The organism is Paenibacillus sp. FSL R7-277, assembly GCF_000517965.1.
GTDB lineage: Bacteria > Bacillota > Bacilli > Paenibacillales > Paenibacillaceae > Paenibacillus_AQ > Paenibacillus_AQ silagei.
Genome location: NZ_ASPX01000080.1, coordinates 491,875 through 504,904, shown reverse-complemented (window position 1 = coordinate 504,904; position 13,030 = coordinate 491,875). Strand labels below are relative to the sequence as shown.

Annotated in this window: 15 protein-coding genes, 1 tRNA gene and 1 pseudogene; 14 read left to right on the top strand and 3 right to left on the bottom strand. The window is 48.9% G+C overall.

Annotated elements, in window-relative coordinates:
• Window positions 1-31 precede the first annotated feature (31 nt).
• Window positions 32-949: a glycoside hydrolase family 43 protein gene (locus C173_RS24355; protein WP_235191999.1), complete on the top strand. Its 918-nt coding sequence runs from the start codon at window positions 32-34 to the stop codon at window positions 947-949.
• A 448-nt stretch (window positions 950-1,397) separates the two neighbouring features.
• Here the strand turns inward: C173_RS24355 and C173_RS33045 are convergent, their stop codons facing one another.
• Entirely contained in the window at window positions 1,398-2,660 is a 1,263-nt protein-coding gene (locus C173_RS33045; RefSeq protein ID WP_051478339.1) for a hypothetical protein, read from the bottom strand.
• A 170-nt stretch (window positions 2,661-2,830) separates the two neighbouring features.
• Between C173_RS33045 and C173_RS24345 the strand changes: the two genes are divergently transcribed.
• The 7 genes from C173_RS24345 to C173_RS24320 all read left to right on the top strand — a co-directional run bounded on the left by C173_RS24345 (window position 2,831) and on the right by C173_RS24320 (window position 6,401).
• Window positions 2,831-3,040 (top strand): hypothetical protein, encoded by a 210-nt coding sequence (locus C173_RS24345; RefSeq protein ID WP_143803499.1) that lies wholly within the window; start codon window positions 2,831-2,833, stop codon window positions 3,038-3,040.
• Window positions 3,041-3,123: 83 nt separating this feature from the next.
• Entirely contained in the window at window positions 3,124-3,795 is a 672-nt protein-coding gene (locus tag C173_RS24340) for a stalk domain-containing protein (RefSeq protein ID WP_036729545.1), read from the top strand.
• A 184-nt stretch (window positions 3,796-3,979) separates the two neighbouring features.
• Window positions 3,980-4,525 (top strand): hypothetical protein, encoded by a 546-nt coding sequence (locus tag C173_RS24335; protein ID WP_209877689.1) that lies wholly within the window; start codon window positions 3,980-3,982, stop codon window positions 4,523-4,525.
• Window positions 4,526-4,707: 182 nt separating this feature from the next.
• Window positions 4,708-5,331 (top strand): hypothetical protein, encoded by a 624-nt coding sequence (locus tag C173_RS24330; RefSeq protein ID WP_155991628.1) that lies wholly within the window; start codon window positions 4,708-4,710, stop codon window positions 5,329-5,331.
• Window positions 5,324-5,851 carry an accessory gene regulator ArgB-like protein gene (locus C173_RS24325; protein ID WP_036729535.1) on the top strand — a complete coding sequence of 176 codons (528 nt, stop codon included), beginning with the start codon at window positions 5,324-5,326 and terminating at the stop codon, window positions 5,849-5,851. Before C173_RS24330 ends, C173_RS24325 begins: the two co-directional genes overlap by 8 nt.
• 2 nt (window positions 5,852-5,853) lie before the next feature.
• Window positions 5,854-5,988: a cyclic lactone autoinducer peptide gene (locus tag C173_RS35700; RefSeq protein ID WP_081751311.1), complete on the top strand. Its 135-nt coding sequence runs from the start codon at window positions 5,854-5,856 to the stop codon at window positions 5,986-5,988.
• Window positions 5,989-6,005: 17 nt separating this feature from the next.
• Window positions 6,006-6,401, top strand: a complete 396-nt coding sequence (locus C173_RS24320) for a LytTR family transcriptional regulator DNA-binding domain-containing protein (RefSeq protein WP_155991627.1) — start codon at window positions 6,006-6,008, stop codon at window positions 6,399-6,401.
• An 84-nt stretch (window positions 6,402-6,485) separates the two neighbouring features.
• Here C173_RS24320 and C173_RS24315 read toward each other — a convergent pair whose 3' ends face one another.
• Window positions 6,486-7,016, bottom strand: coding sequence for a GNAT family N-acetyltransferase (locus C173_RS24315; RefSeq protein WP_036729531.1), 531 nt, complete (start codon window positions 7,014-7,016; stop codon window positions 6,486-6,488).
• 236 nt (window positions 7,017-7,252) lie between these two features.
• On the opposite strand from C173_RS24315, the gene C173_RS24310 reads away from it, so the two are divergent.
• The 6 genes and pseudogenes from C173_RS24310 to C173_RS24285 all read left to right on the top strand — a co-directional run bounded on the left by C173_RS24310 (window position 7,253) and on the right by C173_RS24285 (window position 11,183).
• Window positions 7,253-7,795: a hypothetical protein gene (locus C173_RS24310; protein WP_036729528.1), complete on the top strand. Its 543-nt coding sequence runs from the start codon at window positions 7,253-7,255 to the stop codon at window positions 7,793-7,795.
• 129 nt (window positions 7,796-7,924) lie between these two features.
• Window positions 7,925-8,362, top strand: a pseudogene (locus tag C173_RS33860) (PD-(D/E)XK nuclease family transposase); the annotation flags it as partial.
• A gap of 139 nt (window positions 8,363-8,501) precedes the next feature.
• Window positions 8,502-8,573, top strand: a tRNA-Val gene (locus C173_RS24300).
• 238 nt (window positions 8,574-8,811) lie between these two features.
• The gene (locus C173_RS24295; RefSeq protein WP_036729525.1) at window positions 8,812-9,234 is read left to right on the top strand and encodes an NUDIX hydrolase; all 423 of its coding nucleotides are present in this window, start codon (window positions 8,812-8,814) and stop codon (window positions 9,232-9,234) included.
• A gap of 32 nt (window positions 9,235-9,266) precedes the next feature.
• Window positions 9,267-10,076: a helix-turn-helix transcriptional regulator gene (locus C173_RS24290; RefSeq protein WP_051478338.1), complete on the top strand. Its 810-nt coding sequence runs from the start codon at window positions 9,267-9,269 to the stop codon at window positions 10,074-10,076.
• A 153-nt stretch (window positions 10,077-10,229) separates the two neighbouring features.
• Window positions 10,230-11,183: an aldo/keto reductase gene (locus C173_RS24285; RefSeq protein WP_036729523.1), complete on the top strand. Its 954-nt coding sequence runs from the start codon at window positions 10,230-10,232 to the stop codon at window positions 11,181-11,183.
• Window positions 11,184-11,224: 41 nt separating this feature from the next.
• On the opposite strand, the gene metG is transcribed toward C173_RS24285, so the two are convergent.
• On the bottom strand, window positions 11,225-12,943 hold the full coding sequence (metG, locus tag C173_RS24280) for a methionine--tRNA ligase (protein WP_051478337.1): 1,719 nt from the start codon (window positions 12,941-12,943) through the stop codon (window positions 11,225-11,227).
• Window positions 12,944-13,030 lie beyond the last annotated feature (87 nt).

Here is a 13,030-nt window from a genome sequence, read left to right as displayed (position 1 = left end):
AGTATAAGAGCGAAGTGAGGAGAGGGTCTAAATGAACCACCCGATGAGAACGACAGCGAATAGCGAGCTGCAGATCAGAGATCCGTATGTACTTCCGCTGGCCGGAGAGGGGCAGGAGGCGGGCACCTACTATTTGTATGGCAGCACGGACAGCAATATCTGGGGCCCGGGCACGGGGTTCAACGCCTACATCGGCACAGATCTGGAGCACTGGGATGGCCCGTTCCCGGTCTTCCGGCCGGATCCGGATTTCTATGCGGAGCGGAATTTCTGGGCACCGGAGGTCTATGGTTATGGCGGCAATTACATCATGTTCGCCACCTTCCGGCGCAAGGACAATGATCTGCTGGGCACCGCCGTTCTGATATCGCTGCATCCGCTGGGTCCGTTCATCCCGCATAGTGAGGGGCCGGTGACTCCGCAGGAGTGGAGTTCACTCGACGGAACGCTGTATGTGGACCGGCAGGGCCAGCCGTGGATGGTCTTCTGCCATGAATGGCAGCAGACCGGGGACGGCGAGGTCTGCGCCATGCGGCTAACGAAGGATCTGCGCCAAGCCGAAGGAGAACCTGTTGTTCTGTTCCGGGCATCCGAAGCCCCGTGGACCACTCCGTTTGAATCCAAGCGTTATGCGAATCAGCTTAATTATGTCACGGACGGGCCGTTCCTTTTCCGCTCAGCGGACGGCACCTTGTATCTGCTGTGGGCCAGCTTCATTAATAATACCTACGCGCTGGGCATCGCCCGTTCCGGGAGCGGAGAGATAACCGGACCCTGGCTTCATCAGGAGCAAGCGCTCTACCAGCAGGACGGCGGTCACGCCATGGTCTTCCGCACGTTCAGCGGTCAGCTGATGCTAGCCATCCACACGCCGAATCAGACGCCTGATGAACGGCCGGTGTTTGTGGAGCTGGAGGAGCAGGACGGTGAGATGAGGGTGAAGGTGTAGGCACTTACGCGGGCAGGCGGGCAGGGGGAGAGCAAATCTGCGGGTAACTAGTCTGCGAGGAATCAGCGGCGGTTCAGCATCAAATGATCAACGAGGCAAGAACATCACTCTCCCTGCGATTTAGGCTCTAAATGTAATTTGTACAACTAAAATGGGCAAATATTGCGCAGGGAGAGCTTTAGTTGCACTCTGTACACTTATAAGTTACTCTCATGGCGGGAAAGAGCGTTTTCCTCAAATTTAGCTGTACAGAATACAACTATCCCTGCGCGCCAGCCAATTCGCCGTCATTTAGCTGTACAAAATACAACTATCTTCCAAACGCTGCCCATTCCCGGGTGAAGTTTGATTTGCACTATCGGAGTAACCTAAGCCTGTAAACGAACAAAACGATTGCCCTCCTTTAAAGAGTGGCAATCGTTTTTGGGTGCGGTTAACCTAAGGAAGCTTACTCGATATCAATGCTCCATTGCCCGTCTGCTTCCACTGAAAAGACATAAATTCCGTCGGATTCGATTTTTTCCGCTGTGGAGCCGGAGTAGTTCCCAATTTCATTAACCAGTAAGAGGCTATCATTCACTTTGACAGCGAAATTGGATTCACCCGTGTGCTTGGATGTGAAGCGGGTCAGCTTGCTTTGCAGCCTTGCAAACACAACATCGTTCCCCTTACCGGATAATTTAACCGGAGCGCTCTTGACGTTCTCGGGGATGCTCTGCTTAATATCTGCTTTCCACGAGCCATCCGACTCCACCTTCAGCATATATTTCCCGCCGTCAGGAATCACGACTAGAGATTTTCCTTTGTAAGGCCCAATTTCATTCACGAGCATTTTTTTGGTATCTCCTGTTTCATCGTACATATAGATCACAAAGTTAGAATCCCCGTTGTCTGTTGCCTCAATTATGGCGATCCCGCTGTTCAAATAAAAGAACTCTGTAGCCTGGTCCTTTTTTCCTTTGAGATGTATGACTTCGTCCTTTGCTGGAGCTGGTGTAGCAGCTGCGGATGTGGCTGAACTAGGTATCCCTTGGTATAACGGCAGCAGCTCAGCGTATAGCTTTTCAACAGTTGCCTTGTCATCCTTTTGAATGGCATTGGCCATTTCCTTGAATTTGCTTTGATTTTTCTTATTTATAAACTCCAGACTATTGAGAATAACTGCTAATACTTCATCTCTAAGTTCTTGGGTGAGGTTCTTTTCCAGATAGCTTTTGGCTAAATTAAGTGATCTGGCTCCTAGCTCCTGGTTTGCTTCATCAAAGGTGTTAATAGTATCCCCGCCAGAGGGTACATCCGTTTCATCGGGTGTAGGTGTGGGATCCGGGTAGCGGCTGGCAACGGAAGCAGGTAGAACTCCACCAATTTTTGTGAAAAGCTTCTTTACATTTTGCACATCATTTTTCTCAATAGAGTCAGCAATCTCCAGATAAGTGAAGGTATTCTCTTTATCCTCCCGGGCCTTAATCCGGATGTTATTGGCAATTTCTTTGGACGACTCAATATTCCATGAATTAGTACCGAAGTTCTCTAGGTATTCCTGCGTCTTATCTTTCACTGAGAAGTTCTTCAGCTCTGGAGCTGGAGTAGGAGAAGCAGTCGGAGCTGCAGAAGGAGTCGCCGTTTCGGCTTGAGTAATCTCATCAGACCCGCCACATCCGCTCAATATCACAGGTGAAGCTAAAGTCATTTTGGATAATTTTCCGTACATGAGTAATTTCCCCCAAATGTTTAATCATACTTAGCCAGTATATCAAAATTGGATTATTTCTACAGTGAAATTTAATAGAACTTTGCATTCCTTACACAAACGTGCCAAACTTGATATGATTAGGATATAGACTTTTATCATGTTGAATTAGGAGGATGTAAGCTGTGTATATGACAGGTTTTGGGTCCTTGCTTGCTGGAGGGTTCAGTATTTTTGCTCTTTTACTCTGGTTGACTTGTCTGGGAATGGGGATATATTTATTTGTGCTGGTGGTGAAGCTTGCCCGCAGGGGAATCATTGCGCTGGATTTGTACAATCACTCCAAAAATCTGGAGATCCGCGAACGTTACGAAGCGGCTCACCGGAGAGATGATTTCTGAATGATTGCATCTGGTGGCAGGATTTATTATACTCCCAATAAGGAATATTCAAATTTGTTATAAATGGAGAGGAGTATGATCGAATGAAGAAGAAGATGACTGCTGCACTGACTGCATTTGCCGTACTTGGAGGAATGGGCACAGGTGTGTACGCCGGAGCCAACCTGCAGGAGATCAAGGCATATCTCAATCCAAGCATCAAATTCAAGATGAACGGCCAGCCCGTACAGCTTAAGAATGGCAGCGGTGCGGTGGTTGCCCCAATTTCCTATAAGGACACAACGTATCTGCCGGTCCGTTCCGTATCCGATCTGCTGGGAGTTACCGTTAAGTTCGATGCTGCAACCAACACCATATCTCTGGGGGAGCAGACAGCGGGCGTACCAATCGCTACAGGTTTTGACGACATGTATCACACCAAAGATCCGGGCAAGACGGTCTTCAAGGACAAGGATTACAAGGATGTCTTCTTCGATAACGCCAGTGGTGACCGCGGCACTTCATTCATGCTCCACCCGAACAAAAAATATCAGAAGCTTTATCTCCAGGTAGCCGCGATCGGCGGAGAGATTAAAGACTTCGCGGTACAAGACAGCGACACCAATACTGTGTTGAAGAAGCAGACCATTGACCCGGCCAGCGGGCTTACTACCATCGAAGTGGATATTGCCGGAGTAAGCAGCCTGTATGTCAACGGAGATGTGAAGGATGGAACCTCGGTCTTCGTTCCGCTTACGACATCGTATTATAAATAAATTCTGAACTTATACATCATTCACGAATGACCCGGGAGCCTTGGCTTCCGGGCTTCTTTTTGTCTATTCGTTGTTTTGAGGAAAAAGAAAATGGGTACTATCCGGTAAGCCTGTGAATCTAACTGGCCATGTAACTTTCAATGAATTGACGAGGAGTGAGAAGATGTACACCAAAAAGCTAATAATGTCCTTATCCTTGACGTTGTCCCTATTGGCCCTCAGTGCCTGCGGTAATGCTGAGGATAAGCCGTCCACCGAATCGATGCAGACCACTGCACCGGCAACAGAGACTGTGCAGACTCCAGCGCCGACAACAGAGGCCGAACAGACTCCAGCACCAACGACAGAGCCGGAGCAGACCCCTGAGGCGACGGCCGGAAGTAACGAGACGGCTGCCGGATCTGCGGACCTGCCGAAATACCTGCCGGAGGACTTCCCGATGCCGGAGAATGTAACGGAGACCATTCTTTCGAATGCGGAGGAGAATGAGGGCAAGAAGACGGCATTGCTGATTTTTAGAACAACGGATAGTATGGAATCGGTAACGAAGCTCTATGATGATTATCTGGCTTCCAAGCTGGGCGATCAGTCCGTGAAGACTATCGATCCCAAGAACCTGATCATTCAAGGCAAGACCAAGGACGATAAGCAGAGCTGGTCAATCATTGGCGGTCCGCTTGCGTCCCAGGAGGGAACCGTGGAGGTTAACGTCATTTGGTCTGAAATTTAGTACGGACAGCCAAGCTGCTGTACACAGAGGAACATCCGTTGAGGCTCGATTCAGAGCGGCCAACGGATGTTTTTTTGATTTGATAAAAAGTGTCGAATTTTGTAATTAAGTAGTATACGTCAGGTGCGGCGGGGATATATAATTAATCTTGTGAACGAAAATTAGTCAGGCGGTGTTATGGTTTGTCGTGGGAACCTGTAGGCTTTATGTTTTTCTCAACGATAGAGACGCTTGCGCTCTATTATCTGATTATGTCTCTCTATAGATTCAAGTGGAGATGGTACATCTGGCAGGCTTTATTTGTCATCTTGCTGAACAATCTGCAAAGCTATCTGTTACGCAATGAACTGGGCATGTCGAATGTTGCACCACTTGTTTTAATCTTGATTTTTATCTTCTTCTTCGCTGCGGTGGTGAGGATGCCGCTCATTCTATCCATCATCGCAACAATATCAGGATTTGCTATTTTTGCCGGGATTCAGACGCTGCTCACCCTGCTCATGTTCGGATCTATATCGAATATTGGTAGTACCGCGAACGGATATTTTCTGCAGGTAGCGACTGCGGCAGCGGTGTTCGGTATTTTTGGGCTTCTGTACCGCAAAGGCAAGGGCTTCACGTTCGACTTGGATAAACTCCGCTTTAAGATAGAAGATATCCTGCTGTCTCTGCTGATTTTCGGCTTCGTAATAGGGATTTCAGTGCTACTCTACTATAATGATATTCTGCTAAATGCCTTGATTTTCCTGGTGATGACTGTATTCCTTCTATATTATTCCACCCGGAGGGAGCGGGAAGATGCTTGAATTCATGTCCGGCAAGCTGGCATTTACGATTAAAAATATCGTACCTGAGCACCCGGCATCCTACGCTGTCCTGAAATTTGCTATTAGCGTAGTGCTTAATGTGGTGTTTATTATTGGGCTGACGCTGGTAGTATCCCTGTTGACGGGCAGGACAAGTGAAGCTCTGCAGATTCTGATCTCCTTTGCCTTATTACGTCAGATGTCCGGCGGAGCCCATCTTAGATCCGGTATTGCCTGTGTCTTGTTTACGGTATGCTTGTTCACGGTCCTATCCTTTGTGGAAGTTAGTTCCCTTTACGTTATGCTAATGAATGGAACTAGTCTGTTAATCGTTTTATGGCTGGCGCCCATTGGGATTGAACGACAGACCCGGATTCCGAGGCGGCACTGGCCTAAGCTGAGAATCGTGGCGTTACTGCTGGTAGCTGCCAATATCGTTATAGGCTCATCTGTTATCGCAGCCAGCTTTTTGGCACAATCCATCAGTCTGATTATAGCTAGAAGGGAGGTGAACATCTGACAATGAGAGCTTTGCAGCGCAAAGTAGTGTATAAGCTTGCTTCTGGTTTGTCCGCCTTGGCTGCCCTTATCGTGTTGGTTACAGCAAGTGTATTATACATTAATCAACCGGAGGTACCTGAAGAGTTACTTAAATAACATTGGAGTTGATCCCTTTGAGCACGATATCTGTTACTAGAGACACAGAGGGAAACACTGGTGTATTCTCACTCGATATTGCAAAAATAACGTTTATGGAATTTGAACGGACTATCTATCGGATCATTGTCCATACGTACGATCAGACCTTTTATACAGTAGGTACGCTGAAATATTGGCTTAATACCCTGGCCAGTTCAGGATATAATTTCGTTCTAGCAGATAGAAACACGTTAATTCAGGTTTCTAACATTATCCAGTTGGATAAGACGTTTCATATTGCTTATTTTGGGGAAGACCACAGAGGAGTCGAGCAAAAGTGTTTTCTGTCAGAGAAGGGCTATAAAGAAATTCTCAAATACGTAAAGACATCCGCATCGGATATTCAATTAGTGGAGCTGCCCCAGTGGTAGCTTTATTTTTTATGGTATATAAAATTAGGCTGACCCTGCGCAGTTTATTCTGCAGCGCTTGGGTCAGCCCTTGTTCAGGTTAGCTTAATCTGCAGCTAATCTGGAGTACATACACAGATCAATGAAGCTTCCTTTGGACCGCTCACTCTGCCTCAATATTCCTTCCAGCGAAAAGTTTAATTTCTGCAGTACCTTAATAGAATTGATATTAGCAGGCTCCACCTTTGCTTCTATTCTATTGAAGCCCAGTGTATCAAACGCATAATCTATTAGTGCGCGAAGGGCTTCAGGCACATATCCTTTTCCCCAGCACTCGCGGCTAAGCTCATAACCGATCTCTGTCTTGGCATTGTCATAGTCCAGCGCATTGAAACCACAGGAGCCGATAATCCGGCCGGATTCTGCTTCCGTGATGGAATAGCGGATCGCCTGATTCTCGGTGGCTAACTTATGAAGCAGCTCAATCATCTCCACGGCCTGACTCTCATCCGTGAAGCTGCTGATATTCATGAACCGGGTGACTTCAGGATCGGACCAGATCGGGAACAGGCTGGCTGAATCGGCGGTGCGCATTTGTCTTAATACTAATCTCTCGGTTTGTAATTCTGTAATCATCAATAAGTTACCTCCATTAAATATATATGGTATTGGTGAGGTACAACTATTGATATCTGCGCATAGTTCAGTCCTTTCCGTGTGTAAGCTGTCTCTATTATATAGAATGCAAGGGAGGAAGTTAAGATCGATTCAGGACCGGTTCAACAAATCTTCATACAGTCCTGTCAGGGATGCAACTGTTTCGTATTCCTCCTAACAAGGTAAACTTTAGATAAAAGGATCTGGAGGGTATTATGAGAAAAACGGTACTGGTAATGTTGTTCTTGTTCGTATTGACGGCTTGTGCGGATTCAAAGGACGGGGTAACCACCAAAGACTTAGCCATTCAAAAGGTGAACGATCATAAAGCCGTTGTTGAGTATGGAATGAGCCGTGCAGAAGCGGAAGAGGTATTGGGTAAGGGGGAGGATAAGGATATTGCGAATTCAGTCATGTATAGCTCTGGCGTGAGGATTATGTACCGGGAGGATAAAGTGGCAGGGATTACTCTGGCAGAGGAATCGAAAGATACATATAAAACCACTGGCGGTTTTAAAATTGGCATGTCTAAGGATGACTTCAAACAAATCTATGGCGATCAATATCTGAAGGAGATGGAGCGCAACCTGGATTATGCTTACGATGCCACCAACAAGCGATATTTGCAGGAGAAAGAGTGGGTGGCGAAAGCGGAGGATGACACGAAAATATATGTAATTTCAGCCATGTTCAACGGTAAGGGTGAAGCAGACGCCGTTGTATTGGTGGATAAGCGAATGGCGATAACATTAAGGTAGAGGGGGGGCTGAAAGATAAAACATATTCTTGTATGTTTCATAGAGCTTAGGGGACAGAATAGCAGTATATGGAGCCCGAAAGCCTGGCTTTGTCTACAACGAGTAGTTCTGCCATGATATAATCAGTGTTTGAAGAAGTGTATAACGATTAATATACTGAACTACTCCTGTCTGCCGAATGACCGTCATCATAATGTGTTTCATCTTCGTGAAGATCACACTGGAATTTCTCTTAATAACGATCTTGAGATTCATGTGATGGAATTAACGAAGCTCGAGGAGCAGCTGACCATGAATGAACCGATGTTGAAAAAAGCAATGGATACGCTGGAGTTCCTGAGTCAGGATGCCGCTACAAGGATGGAGTATGAAGCCCGGAAGAAGTATTTGCGTGATGAGGCATCACGGATGAATGGGGCTAAGGCTGAGGGGATTGCTGAAGGTTTGGCCACAGGAGAACATAAAAAGGCTGTGGAGGTTGCTAAGAATATGTTGAGAATTGGGCTTGAAGTTAAGATTATTTCACAAGTTTCTGGACTTTCGGAACAAGAAATTTTAAAATTGTAATTCCTTTGATAGATGCTAAAATATTGCAAAGTTAACACCGTTGCAGTGAAATTTTAACAGATGCTAAGCATTGCCCCTTCATATCATAAAAATTATCTTGCCATTCCCTCACGTCCTGTGTTATTATAAATTTCGTTGCAGGACGGTAGCTCAGCGGGAGAGCACTATCTTGACAGGGTAGGGGTCATGGGTTCGAACCCCATCCGTCCTATATGCAGAAAGCCTTGATAATCAAGGCTTTCTTTGTTTTTATGAACAGAGAACAACAAACAGAGAAGCTATTGACGTTTAGCGTTAGATGACTTTACGTGTCTAATGCAATGTTATGGTTTCTTTTTTTATATGCATTTAGAGAATGACAAAAAACCACGACACCCCATCCATAATATATTACAATAATGGCGCTTCTCTGGAAGATTCTAACGAACTATAAAAGGTGGAATTCTATCATGATCGTAACATTGCATGAAGCGGAGTGCCCTGGGGTGAGTCTCAAGTATGTAGTGATTTTTATGAAGCAAGGGAACGATTGGGTGCTGGTGCGGCACCGTGAGCGGTCCACATGGGAATTTGCCGGCGGGCATATTGAGGCGGGTGAGAGTCCCGGGGAAGCTGCGGTAAGAGAGCTTTACGAAGAGACAGGTGCTGAAGAATATGAACTGCATCCGTTATGCATCTATTCGGTCAGTAGTGAAGAGCTGGCAGAGAGCTACGGGATGTTGTATTATGCAGATGTCATAAGGTTCGGAAATTTGCCCCCGTACGAAATGGCGGAGCTTCGAAGCTTCAGCGAGCTACCGCAGGCGGTGACATACCCGGGGATTTACCCCACGCTATATGCGAGAGTGTGTGAATATGTGAAGCATCTATGAATCCATCGTAATGCTGAAAGGAGGCCCAGCTCATGAGTTACGAGATTACGAGGTTTAGGCGTCTTGGCGACTACCTGAGATCACGCCGGGAACGTCTGCAGCCTGAAGCTGTAGGGATCAAGGAAACGAACAGTCAGCGCAGAACACCAGGGCTGCGCCGGGAGGAGGTTGCGGTTCTGGCTGGTCTCAGCAGCACCTATTATACTTGGCTGGAGCAGGGCAGGGAGGTTACCGCCTCCAGAGAGGTTATGGAGAGTCTCAGTCAGGCGCTACGGTTGTCGGCAGATGAGCGTAAGCATCTGTTTGAGCTATGGAATCCGGGCTTGCCGGATACACTTGCTTCTATAGATACAGCCAGTCCGGAGCTGAATCCGCAGTGGCGGGATATTATCCGCCAATTGACTTATCCGTCTTTTATTACGAATGAGCGGTCTGAGGTACTGGCTTGGAATGATAAAGCGAGTGAAGTGCTTAGTGATTTCGGAAGTCTGCCTGCTTCAGAGCGCATTATGATGCGTCTTCTGTTCCTGGATCTGGAGCTGCGCCGCCGGATGCGGAACTGGGAGGAGTTCGCAATCTATTCAGTAGGGGTGTACAGAACCTATTATGACATGAACCTGCACGATCCCTGGTACAAGGAGATGGTCGATCAGCTCTTGGAGGACAGTGCGGATTTCGCCAGGGTGTGGAAGCAGCACAATATTCAAGGCAAGAAGGTCAACCGTGTGGTCATAGAGAGTCTTGGCACGAGCCAGCCTGTAGTCTACGATATCAATTCGATGGCCAATCTGGCGGATCACCCGGGTCTGCATATTTGTATCTACACCCCTGTCTTAACCTAGCAGAGAATCACCTGAAGGCGCATATCTTACTGGTCTGCTGCTCCCTGGTAATGATCTTACTAGCATGAACGTACTGTGGCTGCTCCACGGCAGGACGGTTAGAATAAGGTCATGTTCATAAGATCTATTACAGGGACAAGAGGAGGCAACCATATGCACACAAGAACACTTGGGAACGAAGGGCTGATCGTATCGGCTCTGGGACTCGGAACGATGATGATGCCGGATAATGAAGAGTCTGTACGAACCATTCATGGCGCGCTTGACCTGGGCGTAACCCTGCTGGACACAGCGGATATCTACGGAGCTTTCGAGCAGCAGCGCTTCGGCGGCAATGAACGGCTTCTCGGACGGGCACTTAAGGGCCGGAGAGATCAGGCTGTGATTGCGACCAAATTCGGCATTACGCATACTCAGGGACCCAAGGGAGACCCGGCCTATATCAAAAAATCCGTAGATGCCAGCCTCTATCATCTCGGCACAGATTATATCGATCTGTACTATCAGCACCGTCCTGATCCGAACACCCCTATAGAGGAAACCGCCGGTACCCTGGCTGACCTCGTCAAGGAAGGGAAGATCCGTTATATCGGCTTATCCGAGGCTTCGCCTGAACTGATCCGCCGGGCACATGCGGTGCATCCGTTGACCGCCCTGCAGACAGAGTATTCGCTCTGGAGCCGGGAGGTGGAGGATGAGATTCTGCCGCTGGTCAAGGAGCTGGGCATCGGCTTCGTTCCTTATAGCCCGCTGGGCCGCGGTTTTCTGACTGGACAGATCAAGAGCTTCGATGATCTGCCGGAGGATGATTACCGCCGCCATTACCCTCGGTTCCAGGGAGAGAACTTCACCCGGAACCTGGAGGTCGTCTCGCTGATCGGGCAGATGGCGGCCGAGAAAGGCTACGCCCCGGCACAGCTAGCCCTGGCCTGGCTTCTAGCACAAGGAGATCAAATTGTACCGATTCCCGGCACGAAGCGGCTGGAGCGGTTACAAGAGAACCTCGGAGCGATTGAGGTTACATTGACGGCAGAGGATCTCGCCCGGATTGAGCGGATATCCCCGCAAGGTATTGCAGCCGGAGCACGTTACCCCAGCCAGAACTAAGTTATCACACAGAGCGGACAGCCGCTGTGTATTCATCAATATTAAGACCCCGGAGCGTCCTTGCCTTCGCCGCTTGCTTTCGTGAGCGGTATGAGAGGCAGAACGCTTTTGTCTTTCATCCGCTCTATTTCCTCCTCTATGCGCTCTACATCTATCCGCTCGAACAGCAGCTCAAGCTCCAATATAGGCTGCTCTGCCAGGACGGATACCGGGTGCCATACGGGTTGTTCAATGGACAGGAAGCCTCTAATCTTCTCGCAGGAGAAAGGGATGAACGGGTTCAGCAGGTTAGACAGGTTGGCAATAATCTGAACACAAGTGTACAGCGTGTTAGCCCCGGCCGCAGGATCATGCTTGATCTGGAGCCATGGCTGCTGCTGATCGAAATACTTATTGGCCTGGCGGATATGCGAGAAGATGAATTCCAGGGCTTCCTTGAAGTGTCCGGCTTGGGTCAGCCTGCCTGCCTCCTCATACAGATGCTGCAGACTGCTAGCCCATGCTTCGTCCAATACTCCATCTGGAACTCTGCCCTTCCAGAACTTATTCACGAATACGAGGCTGCGGTTGACGAAATTGCCGAACGCGCCCAGCAGCTCGCTGTTATGGCTATAGATGAACTCTCTCCAGGAGAAGTCGGCATCCCGCTTCTCGGGACCGTTCGCAGTCAGGAAATAACGGACTGAGTCCGGGTCATACCGGCTGAGAATATCCGGCACCCAGACCGCCCAGTTGCGGCTGGTGGAGAATTTCTGCCCTTCCAGGGTCAGATATTCAGAAGAGAAGATCCGGTCCGGCAAATGAAGTTCCTCAGCTCCAAGCAGGATAGCAGGCCAGATCAGGCTGTGAAAAGGAATATTGTCCTTCCCGTGCACATAGTAAGCGGTTATAGGCGGCTGCCCATCGTTATCTTGTGCGGACACTACAGACCAGAAATCCTCCCAGCGGCCCCCCGTCTCGGCGGCCCATTGCTTGCTGGCCGCCAGATAACCGCTGACCGCTTCGATCCAGACATAGATTTTCTTGTCTGCGAAGCCTGGGGTGGGGACATCCACGCCCCAGTCCAGATCGCGTGTTGCTGCGCGGTCCTGCAGGCCTTCCTGCAGATATCTGCGGGTTAGACGGACGGCATTGTCTCTCCAGCCCTGCGCGGAATCAGCATATTCTGTGAGTGCTTGCTGGAAGCTGGACAGCGACAGATAGTAATGCTGAGTAGAGCGCAGCACAGGCGTAGAGCCGCAGAGGGCGCATGTGCGCTCCAGCAGATCCACCGGATCGAGAATCGTTGAACAGTAATCGCATTGGTCTCCCCGGGCCTGCTGTCCGCATACCGGGCAGAGGCCATGAACATAACGGTCCGGCAAGAAGCGCTGGTCCTGCTCACAATAACACTGGAGACTCGATTTCTGGTACAGATACCCGTGATCCAGCAGCTTAAGGAACAGCTCCTGCACCGTATTGTGGTGATGTGCCTGATCGGTCCGGGTATACAAGTCATAAGTGAAGCCCAAGTCGCGGAAGCAAGCGGCGAACTCCTCATGATACCGGCTGGCGAATTCACCCGGGGCTACACCCTCCTGCGCCGCCTGTACAGCAACGGGGGTACCGTGACAATCACTGCCGGATACATAGAGCACAGCATCACCTTTAGCACGGTGGTAGCGCGCCAGAATATCTCCCGGAAGAATGCTGGCGAGTCTGCCCAGATGCAGGGAGCCGTTGGCATAAGGCCAAGCCCCTCCAATAAAAATGTTAGTCATATTTCTCTCCTCCTCAAATGATGTGAACGCAAAAAAGGCACTCATCCCCTAAAGGGACGAGAGCCTGTGCTCACGTGTTACCACCCA